The organism is Candidimonas sp. SYP-B2681 (assembly GCF_003971065.1).
GTDB lineage: Bacteria > Pseudomonadota > Gammaproteobacteria > Burkholderiales > Burkholderiaceae_B > Pollutimonas.
Genome location: NZ_RYDV01000007.1, coordinates 235386 through 256492, shown reverse-complemented (window position 1 = coordinate 256492; position 21107 = coordinate 235386). Strand labels below are relative to the sequence as shown.

Sequence of the window (21107 nt, the reverse complement as noted above, 5' to 3'; positions counted from 1 at the left end):
ATCAAAGGACACTTCACCCGTTTAAGGATTCTTGAATTGGCTGGCTTAATACACCTAAACGCCAGCGTCTTCAGTGGACAACACATCGCTATCAAAACCCTGTCACCACGCCCTCTGGCAGGTCGCTCTGATGCGCCATCAGCCACGAATCTACGCTGGTAGCAGCCGACGCTAGAACCATACGCTGCATGCCTTTAAACAAATCAATACTCCTGTGGTGCTGAAGTGGCATTTGGGCAACGCGAATCGCCTGGAATGACCAGCATCTTAGGGAGAACGTGTGACCTGGGGATCAAACTGCAGTGACAGTTTTATGGCTCCAGGCTTCACTTTCAGCTCGCCATGGAGCAACGGCAGGCCGAGAATAACTTTGCGCCGTGCAGAGACAAAGAATGAAGAATGAGATTTAATAGCAGAGCGCCATTTGCCGCTTTTAAAAATTAAGCTTTAGCGTTCGAACCTGGACAATCTCATAAGAAGGAAAATCGATGACCGGATTACTCTCGAAAACATATGCCGCCCATACTATGTTGAAGATCGGGGCAGCTTGCCTTGTCGCCTGTTCAATGGCCAGTGTGGCCGTGGCCGATGACGCTCCTTTACGGCTGGTGGTCCCTTTCCCACCGGGTGGCAGCACCGATATCGCATCCAGGATAATCCAGCCCAAACTTGCCGAACTGCTGAATCGCCCTGTTATCGTCGAGAACAAACCCGGCGCTGCAAGCCAGATCGCCACCCAATATGTCGTACGCTCGAAGCCCGATGGCAATACCGTGCTGGTAAGCTTTGATACTCATGCCATCAACCCTATTGTCAGGCCCGACCTGCCTTACGACACGTTCAAGGATTTGCGCGGCATCGCGTTCGCCCTTAGATTTCCCCTAGTGATGGGCGCATCCATGGCGACTCCCGGCCAAAACCTTAAGGACTTCCTGGCTGAAGCCAAGGCAAACCCTGGAAAATACAGCTATGCGTCGACTGGCGCCGGTTCGCTAAATCACCTTGCCGCGGAAGACCTTAAGCGTCAGGCGAAAGTGGATATCCTTCACGTCCCGTTCGGCGGCGGCGGGCCGGCGGTACAAGCGGTACTTGGCAATGTCGTGAACTTTACCTTGCTGAGCTATGCTGCAATGAAGGCGCAAATTGCGGCGGACAAAATAAAGCCGCTGGCTGTCACGGGTACCACCCGCCTGCCGGATTTACCCAATACGCCCACCGTCCAGGAATCTGGGTTCCCCGAGTACGAGGCCTACTCCTGGATAGGTATCTTCGCCCCGGCCGCGACTCCGGACAGTGTGTCGAATACGTTAACGAAGGCATTCCAGGAAGCCCTCAACGACAAGGAAGTAAAACAGAAACTGACTGCATTAGGTTTTGAAGTCATAGCCACTGATGGCGCCAGCGTTGATAAGTACACTATGGAACAGTACAAACGCTGGGATAAGTTCGTTAAGGAAACGGGCCTTTCCCTGAAAGAGTAAAAATGTAGCCGTACGGGGAAACCCACAAACGGATCAGGCCAAAAGAAAAGCTCCTGCGTGAAACGCAGGAGCTTTTTGAATTTGAGCCCGCAATGGCAGACTCGGTACCGCTGTATTCGTATTACTTGGCAGACTTGGTAATCGCGCCGCCCGCTTTGCTGATGTCTTCACCGGCCCCGGCTACAGTATTGCAACCTGCTAAGGCGATACAACCCAGCAAGGCGAAGGAAGCTAGAATTTTAGCAGCCATGATTTCCCTTTTCAGAAACGTTTTTAATGACAATATACAGATTCTAACGCAAGATCAGGCGATCTTTACATGCAGTTCGCCCAAACCTTCTATGGCGCCAACCATAGTGTCCCCAGCGACCACCGGCCCTACGCCTTCAGGCGTCCCGGTAAAAATGATATCGCCAGCTTTCAGCTCGAATAGACCGGATAAATAGGCAATCGATTCAGCGATATTCCAGATCATCTGGGACAGATCGCTGGACTGCTTAGCGGCGCCGTTCACGCTAAGTGAGATCGCGCCCGAATTCAGAGTTCCGACCTGTTCACGGGGATGCAGCGGCCCAATCGGGGCCGACTGATCAAAAGCCTTGCCAACCTCCCATGGACGGCCTTGCTTCTTGGCTTCGCCTTGAAGGTCGCGGCGCGTCATATCGAGGCCAATGCCGTAGCCCCAGATGCAATCCACTGCCTGCTCGGTTGTCAGGTCTCGACCGCCTTTATCGAGGGCAACGACCAGCTCGATTTCGTAGTGCAGGTTCGCTGTCTTGGGCGGATAAGACATGGTCCCGACCTGGCCGTCGGCCACGGTAAGCAATGCGTCGGCTGGCTTGCAGAAGAAGAAAGGCTCTTCACGACCGGTAAAGCCCATTTCTTTTGCATGCTCGGCATAATTACGCCCGACGCAATACACACGGCGTACCGGAAATACGGCATCGGAGCCGGCGACGGGAATGGCGGCAACGGGGAGCGCAGGAATTATAGTCTTCATTTACTTGCCACCTCTAGCATAACGTTCTGCGCCATCGCGAATTTCTTTCAGTGCGGCTTCAGGGCCTTCCCAGCCCTTTACCTTGACCCATTTACCTTTTTCAAGGTCTTTATAGTGCTCAAAGAAGTGCTGAATGCGGGCAAGTTCCTCGTGGGGAAGGTCTTCAGGTGACTTGATCGTACGGTAAGGAGGATAAAGTTTGTCGACCGGAACGGCTAAGACCTTGGCATCGCCTCCTGCTTCGTCATCCATGATCAAAACGCCAATCGAGCGGCAACGGATCACCGCGCCGACTTGTATGGGGAAAGGAGCCAAAACGAGCACATCAACGGGATCCCCATCGTCGGATATCGTCTGGGGGATATACCCGTAGTTACATGGGTAATGCATGGCGGTAAGCATGAAACGGTCGACAAACACGGCGCCCGATTCTTTATCGACTTCGTATTTGACCGGATCCGCATTCATGGGGATTTCAACAACGACATTAAATTCATCAGGCAACTTACTGCCAGCAGGTACACGGTCTAAGCTCATGCTTTGTTCAGCCTTACGGTAGAAATGTAAAAAAGATTAATGTTTTCCGGAGCCACGGCGTGGCCGGTCAGAGGTTTGCGATAAATCGATCCCAGGGATCGGAGCACTGTCAAAGTATTCGTCAAGTCCGGAATCAGCGGCCCGTTCCGGTTTGGCCACCTCGGCGGGAAGCTTGGGCGCGGGCGCCGATGCCGGAATGGGCACCGAACCGCTCAAATCGTCGTCCGTGTAGTCAGCAGCGCTGGCCGCCACCGGAATGATGGCCGGCGTATAGGCCTGGGTTTCCGGCAGGCTTTCCACGTCGACAAGAGTGGGATCGCCGCGGGTATCGGCCGCAGGCAATGCCCGGCTCGTGGGCAGAACAGGAAGAACTCCAGCCACACTGGAAGCCAGGCGCCAATGGTTCATGGCATCGGCGGGGCGGCCCAGACGATCATACAGGTTGCCCAATAATGCATGAATCCGCATATCGCTACGTATTTTCATGCTGCGCAATAGATAGTGTTCGCCCTGCCCCCAAAGCTCGCCCGTCAGGCACAAATTACCTAACGCCGCCAATAAAGCGGAGTCATCAGGATGATTCTTGAGCCAGACTTCGGCCTTGCTAAGCCTGTGCGCAACCTGTTCTTGCGGGCATTGCGAATAGGCGCTGAGCAAGCGAGGCTCTAGCTTGACGTTTATTGCGGCTTCAAGAATTTTGGAAGCCTCGTCGTAATTTCCAAGCGATTCCTGAATCGCAGCCCCAGCCAGTGAAATGTCTGGCAATACCCGCTCTTCGGCCTTGAGGTCACCCCATATGGATTTAAATCCGGCCGGTCCAGCAGCATGCAAACGCGCCGCTGCGGACGTTTCGATAAGCTGCATGGCCTCGGCCTTGTCGATTACGCCCCGACGCAAAAGTAAACGTGTCAGCTCATAAACGCGGTCGTGATTTCGAAGTTGACGATGCGCACGCAATAACAGCCGAGTTGCATGAAAGTAGCGCGAACTGGCATCTTGCAAGGGTTGCAATAACACTAATGCATCTTGCGGACGGTTTTGATCGAGATACATTTCGGCTGCTACGGTAGCTGCCGCCTCGCGTAATCGGGGATTGTCGCCAGCGCTTTGCTGAGCCAGGGCTAACGCCTGATCCCGGCGGTTGAACTCGCCCAGATGATGTGACGCACGGGCCGATGCGAGTCCGGCCAGCACCTTGCGACTGTTAGAGCGGGTCCGACCCAATAACTTTGAAAGATCTTTTTCAGCTTCAGTATAGCGACCTTCCAGCACGTTAATCCAACCGCCTTCAAGCAAGGCATGATCGCGGTTTTCCGTGCGAAGAGTACGCCACGAACGGAAGCGCTCGGGGCCAGCGGAAATCCAGGCCACCACGCGCAGTACAACGTACAAGACGATGAACGCAGCTAATACCAGCAGAATGGCCAGCGTAAGCGAAAGCTCGATACGCCAGGGTTGTGCAACGATAAGCACATTGCCGCTATGGTCGCGCAAGACCAATGCCAGCGCAACGGCAGCCACAAATACCAGCAGAGTCCAGAACCATGTTCTCATTGCTTACCCCTGTGGCTTGACGGAAGCCGACCCGCCCGGCTGCCCAGGATAGTGCTGAGCTGGTGTCGTATCGGGTGCCGAAGAACTGGACGGCACGGCTTCTTTAGCTGGAGTGCCGTTTTGCGGACCGTTCTCTGTGGCATCGGGCGCGGCAGGCGTCGTGGCGCCTTCAGGCGTCGAAACGGCATTATGTCGTGCAGATTCGGCGCTGGCTTCGCGTAAAGCCTGGATCGCTTGCAGACTATTAGTGACCGTCGGCAACCTGACGTCGATGGTAGTGTCGGCCATTTGTCGTGCCAACTTAAGGGCATGGCGGCTGTCTTCGGACGCCTGGTCATAACGGCTTTCGATCGATTTCACCAGCATATCGGTTTCAGACTCCCACACCTTGGGCTGCCGCATCATTAAAGCCAGTTGCGCCGTCATGATCCGCAGCCGCAGATTCTCGCGGAAACGTGTGGCTTGGTCTGGTGACATCAGCAAAGCGGTGGGGTCATCGACACGACGCACGTTAACAAACTCGCCGAGATCTTTGCGGACGGCTGACCATGCGCTGAGCGACCAGTTTTCGACTGTTCCCAGCGTTTGCTTCCACCATGGCAAGCTACTGTCTACGCTGCGATCGCTTTGCGGAGTACTTTCTGAAGCAGCCGGAGGCGCAATTGCGCGCGCTGGTGCGGCATCGTCGGGAACCAATAATGGTGCTTCGCTAACCAGTGCGCTTAATTCGTCCAGTTGAGTGGAAAGTAAGGCAACATCAATAGTGGATGCAGAACGCAGTCGATCAAGGTCGCCGTTGATGGTTTGAAGCAAAGACGCCAGACCAGGACGGTTCGCGCGGGCCAATTGTGCCTGTGCAGTTTCGAGGGAAATCACGGCATTGGCCACGTTACCGCTTAACTGCAGCTGTTGCTGGGCAATCGTCAGTAAGTGGTCAACATCGTTAATCAGGACGAGATCTGAACCGCTGTCGGTCAGTGTGCGAAATGCCTGCTCAAGGCTTTCCAAGTGGTCCTTGGATTCTCCGATCGCCTTTTCAAGCGACGCTATTTGACGGGACTGATCTTGCAACTGGGACAAGGCTTGCTGAGCCTGTTCGGCGGCCTGATTGGCGGTGCTGGCTCCGCTTTGAACCTGTGCGGACAGTCCTTGCGTGCTGTTCCGGAACTGTTGCTGCTGATACCATAAGGCAGCGCCGAGCGCGACGGCAATCAACAGCAAAATAATAAAGGCGGGAAGCAGGACGGAGCGCGGTTTTCGGGCAGGCAAAGACTTCTTTGGCTGAGCCGTGGTCGATGGTCCTGGCGAAGCTGGAATGCCAGGGGCAGAAGCCTGGGACGCTTGCGAGATCTCGGGTTTTTTATCAGTCATGGCGAGATTGTAATCCTAGGAATTTTCTTTAAGCGACGCCAACTGGACGATGGCATGGAAAATGGCATCATCGCAGGGCGAACATACCTTTATCACTGTCGGCTCTACCTTACCAGAAGCACCGATCAGAGATTGTAAACGGCATGCTACACGTTCGTGTATCACGACGAACCGGCATTTGGCCCATTCCTCTTCCAGCCCCAATTGGCGGATATGGGCATGAACGGCGTCTGCGCTTTCGCCACTGGTCAATAAGAAAACACAGAGCTCAGGCGACACCATGATTTCTGATAACTGTTGAGTTTGCCCAGGTTGCCAGACAGCCCGTGTGCGCCGGTACAAGGCCAAACGCTCAACATCGATGCCCGCCTCCTCACATTGCGCACCAAGCCATTCGCGCCCGGATTCACCCCTTATTATCAACACACGCTCAAGACGATGACGCAGCGGCTGTAAAACAGACCAAAGGGCTTCCGAGTCCTGATCCTGGGTGACAGGGTCAGGATGCAAAATGTGTGCATGTTGCATAAGGCCCGAGTCATACAGAGGCTGCGCACTAGAGCGCCCCACGGTCGCCACCATGGTTCGTTCTGGCCAGGCACCTTGATTGGTACGTCGGGCAAGCAGATCGAGATACATGGCGACGGCACCGCTGCTTACGAAAACGATCAAGTCGTAGTCGCCGGGCGGCGGTAACTGATCGCCATCCTGTATGAGCGGGGTTAGCGATAAGGCTGGCAAGGCGATCGGTCGCAGCCCGGCCGCCTGCAAGCGGCGCCCGAGTTGTTCGTTCTTTCCTTGCGGACGAGTCAGAACGACACTAGCTTTCATGGTCTTCTTAACCACAAAACGCGGCCACCACGCGTCAGGAAGCCGTATCCGGGGACAAGAGCCGTGACAGAATGTCGTTGGCTCCTTTAGAGAGCAAATCGTGAGCGACTTGCTCGCCAAGCTGTTCTGCCGAAGAGACAGGACCGGAAACTTGAGAACGTATGATCCGTGTACCGTCGGGCTCTGCCACCAAAGCCGCAATGCTTAAGGTGTTGCCGTCCAATTGAGCAAATGCAGCCAAGGGGACCTGGCAAGATCCGCCCAACACCCGCGACACGGTACGCTCTGCCAAGGCGCACGCCGCCGTGCTTGGACAGGCTAATGGCGCGAGCCATTCGTGCATGTCTTTGCGTTGCTCGAGAATTTCGATACCAAGGGCGCCCTGGCCCGCGGCCGGTAAGCTCTGCTCTACAGACAGATAGCTGCGTATACGTGAAGCGAGCCCCAAACGACTAAGGCCGGCTGCCGCCAGAATAATGGCAGCGTACTCGCCTCGATCGAGTTTGCCAAGCCGAGTGTCAAGGTTACCCCGCAGCGCCTGGATATGGAGTTGCGGATACTGCTGGCGTATTTGCGATTCTCGACGCAAGCTGGACGTACCCACGACAGCGCCAGCGGGAAGCGCATCAAGGGAAGCAAAATCGTTGGATACAAAGGCATCGCGCGGATCATCGCGCTCAAGGATGACTGACAAAGCAAATGGACTTTGCATGTCGACGGGTACATCCTTGAGGGAATGCACCGCCAGATCGGCACGACCGTCGAGCAAGGCCGTTTCCAGTTCTTTGACGAACAAACCCTTACCGCCGATTTTGGACAACGTGCGATCAAGAATCTGATCGCCTCGGGTGGTCATCGTCAATAAGCTGACCTGGCAATCGGGATAAATCGCCTGAAGTCGATCGCGTACGTGTTCGGCTTGCCATAAGGCAAGTCGGCTTGCACGAGTCGCGATGACCAGTTTCGCAGGTGCTGCAGCCATACCCTAGCCTGCCAACTGAGTAAATACGACGGCGAGTATGATGCCGATGATTGCCAATATGAGCAGGCCTTGAAGCAGCGACAGACCTGCTTCGTCGGGCTTCTTGCGACCGGAGGACTTAAACAGACCCATGTGCACTTTCCTTGCCAGCGCCCTTGCGACTGGCTATCCACTTACCGATTCCCACCACTAGAATCGCGCCGATGACCTCAGCTGCGATCTTGATCGTGCCGGGCACTTGACCGAACTTGCTTTCAATGAATATGTCGGTTACGACCATACCACCTGCGATCCAGCCCAACAGTGCGGCACCCAGCGTCACGACCAGCGGGAAACGATCGATTAACTTCAGGACTATAGTACTGCCCCAAATAATAATAGGCACGCTTAACAGCAGACCGAAAATCACGTAGCCCAATTGATGATCGGGTATGGTATTTTGCGCTGCGCCTGCAATCGCGATCACGTTATCCAGGCTCATTACAAAGTCGGCGATGATAATAGTTTTGACAGCAGCCCACACCGAGGCGTTAGCCTTGATATTTTCGTGATGACCTTCTTCGGGCACCAGCAATTTAATACCGATCCATAACAGCAGCAAACCGCCTACGATCTTGAGGAAAGGGATACCGAGCAAAGTCAAAGCGAAGGCGATCAGGACGATGCGCAGAATGATCGCGCCCGCCGTGCCCCACAAAATCCCCTTCACGCGTTGCTTGTGGGCAAGATTGCGGCAAGCCAGCGCAATTACAACCGCGTTGTCGCCGCCCAGCAATATGTCGATCATTACGATCTGAAACAGCGCACCCCAGTGCAGCGATTCAAATAACTCTACCATCTTGATTCCCGTGTCAGCCCATAAGGCGATAAAAAGCCCCGGTTTACGTGACATACCGAGGCATAACGAAGCAGGCTATTGTAATTCAGGATTCATTTAGTCTGCGTTCTTGCCTGAAAAATATTCCACAAGCCTGAACAACGTTTTTAGGCGCTGTTCGGACTGTCGCGCCATCGTTAAATGGCGCCAAAATGTATGAGTCTGCTAAAGAAGCCTCCGAAGGAGGCTTCTTTTACCGACTTATAGTACCGATTTAAGCAATTTGCCCATTTCGGATGGATCGCGAGTGGTGCGAATACCGCAAGCTTCCATGATTTCCAGCTTGGCGTCAGCCGTATCAGCGCCGCCAGAGATTAAGGCACCAGCATGGCCCATGCGCTTTCCAGCTGGAGCGGTAACGCCTGCGATAAAGCCTACCACGGGCTTCTTCATGTTGTCTTTAGCCCATTCTGCGGCATTGACTTCGTCAGGACCGCCAATTTCACCAATCATGATGACGGCATCGGTTTCTGGATCGTCATTGAACATCTTGAGAATATCAATGTGCTTGAGACCATTGATGGGGTCGCCACCAATACCGACTGCAGTAGACTGACCCAGGCCCAACTCGGTAAGCTGAGCAACCGCTTCGTAAGTTAGTGTACCCGAACGGCTAACCACGCCGATACGACCCTTGCGGGCAATATGGCCCGGCATAATACCGATTTTTAATTCGTCGGGTGTAATCAAACCTGGGCAGTTAGGACCTAACAACAGAGTCCGTTTGTTCTGGTCGCGCATACGGTTGCGGAGTTCCAGCATGTCGCGGACAGGAATCCCTTCGGTGATGCAGATGACCAGGTCCAGGTCGGCTTCAACCGCTTCCCAAATTGCCGCAGCAGCACCGGCTGGCGGTACATAAATAACAGAAACCGTAGCGCCAGTCTCGGCCTTGGCATCTTTTACGCTGCCGAAAATAGGCACGCCTTCAAAATTCTCGCCAGCCTTCTTGGGATGTACGCCAGCGACGAAAGCCGCTTTTCCATTGGCGTATTCGCGGCACATATGGGTATGGAACTGGCCGGTTTTACCGGTTATTCCTTGGGTAATGACTTTTGTATCTTTGTTGATCAGAATCGACATTTACAAATTCCTCGGCAATATTCTTATTTCGCGGCGGCTACGACTTTAGTCGCGGCTTCAGCCATGGTGTCAGCGCTGATGATAGGCAGGCCCGACTCAGCCAGCAGTTTCTTGCCGAGTTCTTCGTTTGTACCCTTCATGCGAACGACCAGCGGCACGCTCAGGTTGACGGCCTTGCACGCGGCGATGACGCCTTCGGCAATGACATCGCAGCGCATAATCCCACCGAAGATATTGACCAGAATCGCCTTCACGCCTTTGTTCTGAAGCATGATCTTGAAGGCTTCAGTCACTTTCTCGGCCGTTGCACCGCCGCCGACATCCAGGAAGTTGGCGGGTTCACCGCCAAACAACTTGATCGTGTCCATCGTTGCCATGGCCAAGCCAGCTCCGTTCACCAGGCAGCCAATGTTGCCATCGAGCTGAATATAAGCCAGGTCGAATTTGCTGGCTTCGATTTCAGCGGGATCTTCCTCGGCCAGATCGCGATACTCAACGATTTCGGGATGACGGAACAAAGCATTGGAATCGAAGTTGAATTTGGCGTCGAGCGCAATGATGTCGCCCGAACCGGCCAGGATAAGCGGATTGATTTCAGCCAGTTCGGCGTCAGTTTCCGTATAAACCTTGTAAAGCTTCTGAAACTCTGCAGCTGCTTTGTCTACCGAAGCATCGGGTACACCGATACCGTGCGCGAGTTCGACAGCCGCCTTGTCAGTAAGGCCGTCTTTAGGATCCACGAACACCTTCAGGATTTTTTCGGGAGTCTTTTCGGCGACTTCTTCAACGTCCATGCCACCTTCGCTCGAAGCCATCACGCAGACGCGCTGCGAGCCACGATCGGTAACAATGCCAACGTAATATTCTTTCTTAATATCGGCGCCTTCTTCAATAAGCAGGCGGCCCACCTTTTGGCCTTCAGGACCAGTTTGGTGCGTGATCAACTGCATACCCAGAATTTCGGATGAGAGCTGTCGCACTTCGTCGAGCGAGCGTGCCAGCTTGACTCCGCCGCCTTTGCCACGGCCACCCGCATGAATCTGCGCCTTCACCACCCAGACCGGACCGCCCAGCTTTTCAGCTGCGGCAACGGCCTCGTCAACGGAAAAAGCAGGAATTCCGCGTGGGACATTCACGCCAAATTTCTTCAGCAGTTCCTTGCCTTGATACTCGTGAATTTTCATTTATTACCTGTCAGAACGTAAAGAATAAGAAAGAACGCGTGCGTCTGTGCCCTGGAGCACGGTTGCCCGCCCGTTGAGGATACCCTATTCGCACTTTGCTTCGGCCTTGGGCGTTACGTACCATTTGGGATAGAACTCTTGCACCACCGGCCCGTCGAGCCTGAGTGCATGGCACCCTTCCAATTGAAATGGACGCTTGGCTTGTTGACCCGTTGCCGATTGCTCTTTACGCCGCTTATTGGCCATGGTCTGGATCGCAACGGTTGGCAAAACATAGGCCAGTTCCGTCATGTGACTGCAGCCCGCCGTTTTAGCGTAGCGGTCTTTGACCACCTGGCGAAAATTGCGTAGCAGATTCATGCCAACTAGATGCCGATAGTCGGGTGCGATGGCCGTGCAGTTTCCCTGGTACGGGGCGGCGTCGTAATCGGCCACTGCGGCCGTGATCATGAACTGATCATCGATCGTTACGCGAAGATGCATGTGATGAATAGGGTCGCCGGCGCGATGTAACGACGCGCCATCCCTAAGTACGAAATCGTAAGCCTTGACGTCGATGAGTTCGGCCTCAAGGTCCCATTGGCCGTCCTCGCGGGCAAACGAACTCACACGTATGGAGCGCGTATGCAAGGGTTCGCGGGCGATATCAGGAGGTGGCAAGGGCATTTACAATCGGCATATGGCGAAAAAACGGTTAAGTATAGCGCAGAGCCTGCGCTGCGCTGACCATCCTGACCAGTGCGGCTTCGGTTTCCTGCCAGCCACGGGTCTTCAGACCGCAATCGGGGTTAACCCATAGCCGTTCGGGCGCCAGTCGCGTCGCCGCCTTGCGCATCAGGCCTACCATTGATTCTACTTCGGGCACATTTGGTGAATGGATGTCGTAAACGCCAGGGCCAATATCGTTCGGATAGTGGAAGTTTTCGAATGCCCCAAGCAGCTCCATATTGGAGCGCGATGTTTCGATAGTGATAACGTCAGCATCCATTGCCGCAATGGCCTGAATAATGTCATTGAATTCGGAGTAGCACATGTGCGTGTGTATCTGCGTATCGTCCCGGACCCCGCCGGTCGACAGACGGAAACAATCTACGGCCCACTCCAAATACCGCGCCCAATCGGCGCGGCGCAATGGCAGGCCCTCGCGGAAGGCCGGCTCATCGATCTGTATGACGGCAATACCGGCCGCTTCAAGGTCCACCACTTCATCACGCAATGCCAGAGCGAGTTGCCGGCATGTGACTTCTCGGGGCTGATCATCACGCACAAATGACCATTGCAGTATGGTGACCGGTCCAGTCAGCATACCTTTTACCGGCTTATCGGTGAGTGACTGCGCATAAGCGGACCATGCGACCGTCATTGCAACCGGTCGAGCTACGTCGCCGAAAATGATGGGGGGTTTCACGCAGCGCGAACCGTAGCTTTGTACCCAACCGTTCTGCGTAAAAGCAAAGCCGCCGAGCAATTCGCCGAAGTATTCCACCATATCGTTACGCTCGGCTTCTCCGTGAACCAGAACATCTAGCCCCACTCTTTCTTGAAATCGGATAACGTGTTCAATTTCGGCACGCATGGCTTTCTCGTACGCGGCATCGCTAAGTGATCCGTTTTTCCAGTCACGGCGAGACACCCGGATCTCGGTAGTTTGGGGGAAAGATCCTATAGTGGTCGTGGGATACGCCGGTAAATTCAAATTCTTTTGCTGGACAAGAATACGCTGCAGAAATGGAGTGCGCTCGCGCGGCAATTTTGCCGACGTTGCCAAGCGTGCCTGTATCGCTGGATGATGGATCCGGCCAGACTTGCTCTTTTCCTCTAACAACGCTCGTTGCCGCTGCAGGACCGCCAAAGTCGAAGGATTAGGGTTATCTGCCAAAGATTGGGCGAGCCACTCCAGTTCGTCCAGCTTTTGCGCGGCAAAGGCGAGCCAACCACGGAGTTCGGCATCCAGCTCTTTCTCGGCGTCCAGGTCAACAGGCACATGCAGTAAGGAACAGGAAGGGGCAAGCCACAGACGCTCGCCCAGAGACGACGCAAGCGGCGCAACGACCGCGTGCACTTTATCCAGATCGGTTCGCCAGACGTTGCGGCCGTCAATGACCCCCAGCGAAAGCACCTGATTTTCTCCGAGGACCGCCAGTACATCGTGCAGCTGGTCCGGCGCACGCACCAGATCGATATGCACGCCCTGAACGGGCAAGCCTTCCAAGACCTGGACATTCTCTTTGAGGTGTTCGAAGTACGTCGCCAAGAGCACAGATACGCCGGATTCTGCCAGGGTGTCGTATACCCGCTTGAATGCGGCTTGCCAGGCTTCGGGCAAGTCAAGACCAAGAATTGGCTCGTCTATCTGAACCCACTGCACTCCCAACGTTTTGAGGCGCTGCAATACCTGTGTGTAGACAGGAAGCAAATTATCCAGTAAATCCAGCTTGGCAAGATCGTCTACGCCATGCGTGAAGGCGTCGCCCTTGCCCAGCCATAGCCAGGTCAATGGACCTGGGATCACCGGCTTTACCTTATGACCAAGCGCCTGAGCCTCGAGCACGTGATCAAACAGATAGCTTCGAGCAATACGATATGCCTGATCGGGCACCAATTCGGGCACGATGTAATGGTAATTGGTATCAAACCATTTCGTCATTTCGCACGCAATGGCAGGTGTACCCTGCGGTGCGCGACCACGCGCCATCCTGAAAAGAGTGTCATTGCCGACGAATTCATTTGACGCTTGCGCAAACCGGGCGGGTACGGCTCCAAGGAATGTCGTCCATTCCAGAATATGGTCATACCAAGCGAAATCACCGACCGGTACGAACGTTAGGCCGGACCGCGCTTGAAGATCCCAATGACGCTCGCGCAATTGTTGGCCCGTAAGTTCAAGTGCTTCGGCGGGTACCGAACCCGCCCAGTAAGATTCCAAGGCCCGTTTCAATTCACGTTGAACGCCAATGCGGGGGAAGCCTAGATTATGAGTAACTGTCATGTTAAATGCTTATTAGATGAGTAATATTAGTTTCGACTGCTATTGTGCCTATACAATTGCATGAATCAAAATCAAATTCACCATGCATAATATGAATAATTCTCATCTAAACTCAGGTCGTTGCAATGCTTGAAATCCGTCATATGGAAACATTGACTGCAATCCGCGAGGCAGGGAGCCTACAAGAGGCGGCGGATCGCCTGCACGTAACGCAATCAGCCTTATCTCATCAATTGCGCGATCTTGAAGTTCGACTTAAAACGCCCTTGCTTAATCGACGAACCCGTCCAGCGAGACTAACGACCGCTGCGTTGCGCATACTGGCCCTGGCCGACGAGGTGTTGCCCCGCGTCAAGGCCACCGAACGCGAGCTCCAGCGGCTTGCCGCTGGCCGAACCGGCCGCCTACACCTGGCAATTGATTGCCACTCATGTTTTCAATGGCTCATGCCGGCGCTCGACGCATTCCGACAGGACTGGCCGGACGTCGCGCTTGACCTTTCTGCCGCATTTTCCTTCGCGCCCTTACCGGCATTGGTTCGCGGCGACCTTGATCTTGTGATCACTTCTGACCCGCAAGCTATTGAGTCGGTAACGTATGTTCCCTTGTTTCGCTACGAGCTTGTCCTTGCCATGGCGTCGTCGAACCCTCTGTCGCAATACAAGCATATCGAACCCGAACAACTCGCCGACCAGGTTCTGATCACTTACCCGGTAGATCGCCAGCGCATGGATGTATTTACCGTCTTTCTGGATCCGGCTGATGTAGAACCGGCCGCAGTACGCAAGGCCGAACTTACGCCAATCATTGTGCAACTGGTAGCAAGCCAACGTGGCGTAGCAGCGCTGCCAAACTGGGCTCTGACCGAATACCTAAACCATGGCGACCTACAAATACGTCAGCTAGGTTCTAAAGGAATATGGCGCACGTTGTATGCAGCCTTACGGATCGAGGATGCGCACGCCGATTATCTGCAAGCCTTTTTGACCCAGGCAAAGGCGACCTGCTTTAAAACGCTTGAAGGCATAAAAGCGGTACGGCAATAGTCTATCGGTTTACCTTAGAAAAAGGCGGGTCCGGATGCGGTAAATGGTGAGAGTTTTCAGGAGTCCTGCGGATGGTCGCCCAGTATTCGGCGCAGGCATTCGGCTGAAAAACCGCGCGAGGCCAGGAAACGAAATTGCTTCGCGTATTCTTTGGCGTCTGCAGGGGCGCTGCCAAACTTCTTTTCCCACACGACACGGGCTCGATCAACTTCTGTACTGCGCAATTGCTGGCTTATACCAGCGATGCTGTCGTCGCCCAAGCCATGTTGTCGTAGTTCCTGGACGATGCGACTGGTCCCCTGGCGCGCAGCGCGCCGGTTTACCAGGCTTTGTGCAAATCGTTCATTTGAAAGCCAGTTCTCGCGTTCGAGATCGTCCAATAAATTTTCGAGCTCGTCGTCGCAACTGGCATAGGCGGCAAGTTTGCGTTGAAGTTCCAGTCGCGAGTTCTCACGCCGAGAAAGGATAGCAATAGCCCTTGCCTTCAGAGAAGGCCCCCTTTTAGGGGGGGCCACGTCGGCATCGGCCTCCTGACCGGACAACGTTTCGAAATCGTCGACTTTTGCGCGCATGGCGATTCGGGCCGTTTATTAGACGGGATCTTCTTCGGCTGCCAGGGGAGTTACTTGCTTACTGACAGTAGACGCGGCTTGCGCAATTACGCCCAACTGTTCACGCACCCGATTTTCGATTTCAAAGGCCATTTCCGGATGCTCTTTCAGGTATTCGCGCACATTGTCTTTACCTTGCCCAATACGCGTGCCGCTGTAGCTAAACCACGCCCCCGCCTTATCGACGATACCGGCCTGCACGCCAAGATCGATGATTTCGCCTTCGCGCGAAATACCCGCACCGTACATGATGTCGAATTCGGCTTGCTTGAAAGGTGGCGCAACCTTATTTTTGACGACCTTGACGCGAGTTTCATTACCGACGACTTCGTCGCCTTTCTTGATAGCGCCGATACGACGAATATCGAGCCGGACGGATGCATAGAATTTCAGCGCATTTCCGCCGGTGGTCGTTTCGGGGTTACCGAACATCACGCCGATTTTCATGCGGATCTGGTTAATAAAGATGACCATGCAATTGGCGCGCTTGATGTTCGCCGTAAGCTTGCGCAATGCCTGGCTCATGAGGCGAGCCTGCAGGCCTGGCAGAGAATCCCCCATGTCGCCTTCAATTTCGGCCTTGGGTACCAATGCCGCAACCGAGTCGATGACAATAAGGTCGACCGAACCGGAACGTACCAACGCATCAGTAATTTCCAATGCCTGTTCGCCTGTATCAGGCTGAGAGATCAGCAGGTCATTAAGATTGACACCAAGTTTGGAAGCATATTGCACATCAAGAGCATGTTCTGCATCGATAAAGGCGCAGGTACCGCCGATTTTCTGCATCTCGGCAATGACTTGCAAGGTCAATGTCGTTTTACCAGAGGATTCAGGACCATAGATTTCGACGACGCGCCCACGAGGAAGACCGCCTACCCCCAACGCAATATCAAGCCCCAAGGATCCGGTGGAACACACCAGGATATCGTGTTCGACCTTGTCGTCGCCATAGCGCATTACCGACCCTTTGCCGAACTGCTTCTCGATTTGAGATAAGGCGGCGGCCAGTGCTTTGGCGCGCTCGGTGGCGGCTTTGCTGTTTTTGTCGTCCATGTAGGGATCCTTGACTAAAAGCGAAATAAAAAAAGCGCGGTAAAGCGGCAATTGACGAAGAGATTATTACATCAAATTGTACTGTATAAATACACAGATATCCAGCAGCACCAATCGTAATCCCTGACTGTTCAGACGCAATGGCGCGTGCAAGAATAAGAATATCGTTCCAGACCAAGCTGCAGCTAACTGACATGCGAATTCTAATCGCCGAAGACGACAGTATTCTTGCGGATGGACTTTCTCGTTCCTTACGCTACGACGGTTATGCCGTCGATGTGGTGGCGGACGGCTCGAGTGCCGATTCAGCATTGCAGCTACAAAGCTTCGATCTACTGATTCTGGATCTTGATTTGCCGCTACTGCCCGGGCTCGCCGTTTTGCGTCAGCTGCGTCAGCGCAACACACCGATACCTGTGCTTATTTTAACCGCGTCCGATACCATCGAACAGCGTGTGAAAGGCCTTGACCTTGGCGCCGACGACTACATGGCGAAACCGTTCGCATTAAGCGAACTCGAGGCCCGCGTAAGGGCTCTGACCCGTCGCAGCGCAGGCAACAGTACAACAACACTCCGATACAAGCGGCTTAGCTTTGACCTAAATGGCCGCGTAGCCCGCATCGACGATCAACCTCTCGAGCTATCGGCTCGTGAAACCAGCCTGCTGGAAATTTTCCTGTCCCGCAGTGGGCGCATGATAAGTAAAAATCAGTTTGTCGATCTCTTGTGCGAATGGGGTGAAGAGGTCACCCAAAACGCTATCGAGGTCTACATACATCGTCTGCGCAAGAAAATCGAACCCAGTGGCGCCAAAATTGTCACCGTGCGCGGCTTGGGTTACTGCCTGGAAGCTGAAAATCGAAACGATTCACTCGCCGCCTAACGAACGCCGCACGAAAAAGCTGTATGTCCGATAAGCCCGCTTCGCGCCAGCAGCCCGTGAGCGACAGTACGCAACACCTGCCTTTTCTTCGATTTTTTCGTCCGCGAAAAAACAATGGAAGCCTGCTGAACAAAATAATGATCTGGATGTTCGGCCCGCTATTTCTGACGTGGACGGTGGGCTTGGTCATTACCTATTTTATTGCGCAAAACATTGCCAATGCCCCTTACGATCGCACCTTGGCTAACCATCTCCGGATGCTGAGGTACGAAGTTCAGCAGCAAAAATTAACCCAAGGCATACAACTCTCAACATCGGCCATCACCATTTTGCAAGGTGACTCGTCAAACCTGATACGGTGGGAAATTCAGGACGCAAATGGTAATTCAATCGGAGGCAATGCCAGCATTCCCTTACCGACCGATTGGACCTACGAAGACGAAATCATTCGCTTCCGGAATGAAACAATAGACGGCCAGAGCGTGCGCGTTGCCTACATTTGGGGCGCTCGCGACCTGAACGGCATGAGCTTCCTGACTGTCGTGGCTCAGTCCAACGAAATGCGTGCCACTCTGCAGCAAGAGATCCTGACCGGCATGCTTACCCCACAGCTGATCGTATTGCCGCTGGCTGCACTTTTGGCAGGCCTTGGTCTTACCCATGGCCTGGAACCACTGGCCCTATTGCAGGAGCGCATACGAGCCAGGCGCCTTAACGATATGTCGCCTATCGGCGACGACATCACGCCAGTCGAAATTGTACCTTTGGTAGCAGCCATGAACAGTCTGTTGGTCCGGTTGGCGGCGGCCAACCGAGCTCAAAGACGCTTTGTGGCCAATGCGGCGCACCAACTTAAGACCCCTCTGGCGGGTATGCGCACGCAGGCCGAACTGGCTTTACGTGAGCGCAACCCTGAAAAAATGAACATGAGTCTTGAGCAGCTAGTAAAGGGATCAGAACGCGCAACCCGACTGGTCAACCAGTTGCTGGCGCTTGCGCGCGCGGAAAGCCCTAACGAGGCGATACAGCCGCTTTCCGACGTTATCGAGCTTAATGAGTTGACGGAAAACACAGCCATGAGTTGGGTTGATACGGCGTTAAAAAAAAACCTGGACCTTGGCTTTGAACGGGCGCCGACTCCTATGAGGATATTTGGCAACCAGTTCATGCTGGTAGAACTGCTTAACAACCTGATCGACAACGCCCTGCTTTATACGCCATCTCCTGGCTGGGTAACGGTACGTGTCGGCGGCGACGCTCTGTCTGCTTACCTGGAAATTGAGGATTCTGGGCCGGGAATCGCCCCTGCCGATCAAGAGCGCGTTTTTGATCGCTTCTACCGCGTTCTCGGTACCGCTGTAGATGGCAGCGGCCTAGGCCTTTCAATCGTGAAGGAAATTGCTGAACAACATCATGCCGGCATTCACTTCATGCCACCCAGTCAGCGCAACGGAGTACCGGGCGGCACTTGCCTACGCGTAACCTTCACGCGGCTTAAAGAGGCGATGGCGCAAGCGTAGGACCATATGGTCAGGAGGAGGATGGCTGCGTCGCTTCTTTAAAACAAGAAAAAAACTTTTTTACGAAAAAAAAGCGTTGGCGGAGCAATAGTCAGTTTCAAGTCAGGCTGATCCCCTAATTTATGCATTATCTGCTTTGCGAGTAAGTAGGCTGGGGCAAAAAACCGGACCTGTTACAGGCCATTCCGAGATAGGAGACATCATGAACACAACGACAACTGTCGCTCAACCGGGAGGTCCCGTAATGGGGGCTCCGGATGCAACTCACCGGCCAATGACCGCCGAAGAGCGCAAAGTAATTTTCGCCTCATCGTTGGGTACCGTATTTGAGTGGTACGACTTCTATCTGTATGGTTCTCTGGCCACGATTATCGCGGCTCACTTTTTTTCTGGCGTGAACCCAACAGCGGGCTTCATTTTTGCCTTGCTAGCCTTTGCCGCTGGCTTCGCTGTACGGCCTTTTGGTGCATTGGTTTTCGGCAGGCTAGGCGATCTGGTCGGGCGAAAATACACGTTCCTGATCACCATTATTATTATGGGCCTGTCGACGTTCCTGGTGGGCGTGCTTCCCTCGTACTCATCTATCGGCATGGCCGCTCCAGTCATTTTGATTGCGCTGCGCTTGCTGCAAGGCTTGGCCTTGGGTGGTGAATACGGAGGTGCGGCGACGTACGTTGCGGAACATGCTCCGCAGAATCGCCGCGGCTTCTATACAAGCTGGATCCAGACCACTGCCACGTTGGGATTGTTCCTGTCCTTGTTGCTTATTCTAGGGATCCGTACCGCTATGGGCGAAGAGGCGTTCTTGGACTGGGGCTGGCGCATTCCTTTCTTGATCTCGGTGGTACTGCTCGGTATCTCGGTATGGATCCGAATGAAACTTAACGAATCACCCGCCTTCAAGAAAATGAAGGCTGAAGGCACCGGATCCAAAGCACCTATCAAAGAATCGTTTGGCGAATGGGGCAATCTAAAATTGGTTTTGCTTGCCTTGTTTGGCCTTACGGCCGGTCAGGCGGTAGTTTGGTACACCGGCCAATTCTATTCGTTGTTCTTCCTGACGAAAACGTTGGCCATCGAGGCCAATTCGGCGAACATCATGATCGCCCTGGCTCTGCTGATTGGAACGCCATTCTTTGTTATTTTTGGTGCCCTCTCGGATCGCATTGGGCGAAAACCCATCATCATGGCCGGCTGCTTGATTGCCGCTTTGACCTATTTCCCCGTATTTAAGGGAATTACTCACTTTGCTAATCCTGCGCTCGAAGCAGCCCAGGCGACCGCCCCGGTAACCATTATCGCGGACCCAAGCACTTGCTCGTTCCAGTTCAACCCGGTGGGGACCTCGGCATTTACCAGCTCCTGCGACGTGTTGAAAGCCTTTATGGCCAGCAACTCAGTCAATTACAACAATCAGGCAGCGCCTGCCGGCACGGTTGCAAAGGCCAAGATAGGCAACGAGGAGTTCACTTCCTTTGAAGGACAACAGCTTAGTAAGGCTGATTTCACTGCTAAATCGGCGGAACTGAAGAAGTCGCTCACCGACGCGATTCGCAGCCACGGCTACCCCGCGAAGGCAGATCCGGCTCAGATCAACTACGTTATGGTCGTATTGTTGCTGACCTTCCTGGTGATATTGGTCACGATGGTTTATGGGCCGATTGCCGCCATGCTGGTTGAAATGTTCCCGACGCGCATCCGCTATACCTCGATGAGCATGCCCTACCATATCGGAAACGGCTGGTTTGGGGGATTCCTTCCACCGGTGGTATTTGCGGTGGTCGCTGCCACGGGGAATATCTACGACGGCTTGTGGTACCCGATAATTATCGCCTCAATAACCCTCGTGATCGGGATGCTCTTCGTGAAGGAAACCAAAGACAACAATATCAACGCTTAAGGCGAGAGCAATCGGGCTACTAGGTAAAATGGCCTGAAGCTTTATGCAATCAGCTAACCGCCCTCGGCAATAGGGGCGGTCTTTTTATCAGTCGGAGATATCTCGATTCAGCAGCGTGTCAGGCTGCCTGCCTACAATCTGAGGCATAGAACGGATTTCTACTTGTGTTGTCAGCGACTGATCCCACGGTTCGGCGACGCG

General features: G+C 54.0%; 20 protein-coding genes. 5 read left to right on the top strand and 15 right to left on the bottom strand.

The annotated features are described in order from the left end of the window. Window positions 1-488: 488 nt before the first annotated feature. A complete protein-coding gene (locus tag EKL30_RS15730) occupies window positions 489-1481 on the top strand; it encodes a tripartite tricarboxylate transporter substrate binding protein (protein WP_126708189.1) in 993 nt (330 codons plus the stop codon). A 121-nt stretch (window positions 1482-1602) separates the two neighbouring features. Here EKL30_RS15730 and EKL30_RS15725 read toward each other — a convergent pair whose 3' ends face one another. The 13 genes from EKL30_RS15725 to metE all read right to left on the bottom strand — a co-directional run bounded on the left by EKL30_RS15725 (window position 1603) and on the right by metE (window position 13889). Beyond that, the gene (locus EKL30_RS15725; protein ID WP_126708188.1) at window positions 1603-1731 is read right to left on the bottom strand and encodes an entericidin A/B family lipoprotein; all 129 of its coding nucleotides are present in this window, start codon (window positions 1729-1731) and stop codon (window positions 1603-1605) included. Window positions 1732-1785: 54 nt separating this feature from the next. Then, complete coding sequence (locus EKL30_RS15720; protein WP_126708187.1) at window positions 1786-2481, bottom strand: fumarylacetoacetate hydrolase family protein; 696 nt, start codon at window positions 2479-2481, stop codon at window positions 1786-1788. Beyond that, window positions 2482-3018 carry an inorganic diphosphatase gene (ppa, locus tag EKL30_RS15715; RefSeq protein WP_126708186.1) on the bottom strand — a complete coding sequence of 179 codons (537 nt, stop codon included), beginning with the start codon at window positions 3016-3018 and terminating at the stop codon, window positions 2482-2484. A 36-nt stretch (window positions 3019-3054) separates the two neighbouring features. Beyond that, window positions 3055-4572, bottom strand: coding sequence for a heme biosynthesis HemY N-terminal domain-containing protein (locus tag EKL30_RS15710; RefSeq protein ID WP_126708185.1), 1518 nt, complete (start codon window positions 4570-4572; stop codon window positions 3055-3057). 3 nt (window positions 4573-4575) lie between these two features. Then, window positions 4576-5943 (bottom strand): uroporphyrinogen-III C-methyltransferase, encoded by a 1368-nt coding sequence (locus EKL30_RS15705; protein ID WP_126708184.1) that lies wholly within the window; start codon window positions 5941-5943, stop codon window positions 4576-4578. 15 nt (window positions 5944-5958) lie between these two features. After that, entirely contained in the window at window positions 5959-6774 is an 816-nt protein-coding gene (locus tag EKL30_RS15700) for a uroporphyrinogen-III synthase (RefSeq protein ID WP_126708183.1), read from the bottom strand. 34 nt (window positions 6775-6808) lie between these two features. After that, the gene (hemC, locus tag EKL30_RS15695; protein WP_126708182.1) at window positions 6809-7756 is read right to left on the bottom strand and encodes a hydroxymethylbilane synthase; all 948 of its coding nucleotides are present in this window, start codon (window positions 7754-7756) and stop codon (window positions 6809-6811) included. 3 nt (window positions 7757-7759) lie between these two features. Continuing rightward, window positions 7760-7888 carry a hypothetical protein gene (locus tag EKL30_RS19340; protein ID WP_255414701.1) on the bottom strand — a complete coding sequence of 43 codons (129 nt, stop codon included), beginning with the start codon at window positions 7886-7888 and terminating at the stop codon, window positions 7760-7762. Continuing rightward, complete coding sequence (locus EKL30_RS15690) at window positions 7875-8594, bottom strand: TerC family protein (RefSeq protein ID WP_126708222.1); 720 nt, start codon at window positions 8592-8594, stop codon at window positions 7875-7877. The genes EKL30_RS19340 and EKL30_RS15690 overlap by 14 nt, the downstream gene beginning before the upstream one ends. A 240-nt stretch (window positions 8595-8834) precedes the next feature. Then, complete coding sequence (sucD, locus tag EKL30_RS15685; RefSeq protein WP_126708181.1) at window positions 8835-9716, bottom strand: succinate--CoA ligase subunit alpha; 882 nt, start codon at window positions 9714-9716, stop codon at window positions 8835-8837. A gap of 23 nt (window positions 9717-9739) precedes the next feature. Next, window positions 9740-10900 carry an ADP-forming succinate--CoA ligase subunit beta gene (gene sucC, locus EKL30_RS15680; protein WP_126708180.1) on the bottom strand — a complete coding sequence of 387 codons (1161 nt, stop codon included), beginning with the start codon at window positions 10898-10900 and terminating at the stop codon, window positions 9740-9742. Window positions 10901-10984: 84 nt separating this feature from the next. Continuing rightward, complete coding sequence (locus tag EKL30_RS15675) at window positions 10985-11566, bottom strand: DUF2889 domain-containing protein (RefSeq protein WP_126708179.1); 582 nt, start codon at window positions 11564-11566, stop codon at window positions 10985-10987. Window positions 11567-11594: 28 nt separating this feature from the next. Continuing rightward, window positions 11595-13889 carry a 5-methyltetrahydropteroyltriglutamate--homocysteine S-methyltransferase gene (gene metE / locus EKL30_RS15670; protein ID WP_126708178.1) on the bottom strand — a complete coding sequence of 765 codons (2295 nt, stop codon included), beginning with the start codon at window positions 13887-13889 and terminating at the stop codon, window positions 11595-11597. Window positions 13890-14014: 125 nt separating this feature from the next. On the opposite strand from metE, the gene EKL30_RS15665 reads away from it, so the two are divergent. Continuing rightward, entirely contained in the window at window positions 14015-14935 is a 921-nt protein-coding gene (locus tag EKL30_RS15665; RefSeq protein ID WP_126708177.1) for a LysR family transcriptional regulator, read from the top strand. Window positions 14936-14991: 56 nt separating this feature from the next. On the opposite strand, the gene recX is transcribed toward EKL30_RS15665, so the two are convergent. Both recX and recA read right to left on the bottom strand, forming a co-directional pair. Next, a complete protein-coding gene (recX, locus tag EKL30_RS15660) occupies window positions 14992-15507 on the bottom strand; it encodes a recombination regulator RecX (protein WP_126708176.1) in 516 nt (171 codons plus the stop codon). 18 nt (window positions 15508-15525) lie between these two features. After that, window positions 15526-16602 carry a recombinase RecA gene (recA, locus tag EKL30_RS15655; RefSeq protein WP_126708175.1) on the bottom strand — a complete coding sequence of 359 codons (1077 nt, stop codon included), beginning with the start codon at window positions 16600-16602 and terminating at the stop codon, window positions 15526-15528. A 194-nt stretch (window positions 16603-16796) separates the two neighbouring features. Between recA and EKL30_RS15650 the strand changes: the two genes are divergently transcribed. The 3 genes from EKL30_RS15650 to EKL30_RS15640 all read left to right on the top strand — a co-directional run bounded on the left by EKL30_RS15650 (window position 16797) and on the right by EKL30_RS15640 (window position 20906). Beyond that, window positions 16797-17486: a response regulator transcription factor gene (locus EKL30_RS15650; protein ID WP_126708174.1), complete on the top strand. Its 690-nt coding sequence runs from the start codon at window positions 16797-16799 to the stop codon at window positions 17484-17486. Window positions 17487-17509: 23 nt separating this feature from the next. Beyond that, window positions 17510-19006 carry a sensor histidine kinase gene (locus EKL30_RS15645; protein ID WP_233583172.1) on the top strand — a complete coding sequence of 499 codons (1497 nt, stop codon included), beginning with the start codon at window positions 17510-17512 and terminating at the stop codon, window positions 19004-19006. A 274-nt stretch (window positions 19007-19280) separates the two neighbouring features. Next, window positions 19281-20906 carry an MFS transporter gene (locus tag EKL30_RS15640; protein ID WP_199748588.1) on the top strand — a complete coding sequence of 542 codons (1626 nt, stop codon included), beginning with the start codon at window positions 19281-19283 and terminating at the stop codon, window positions 20904-20906. Window positions 20907-21107 lie beyond the last annotated feature (201 nt).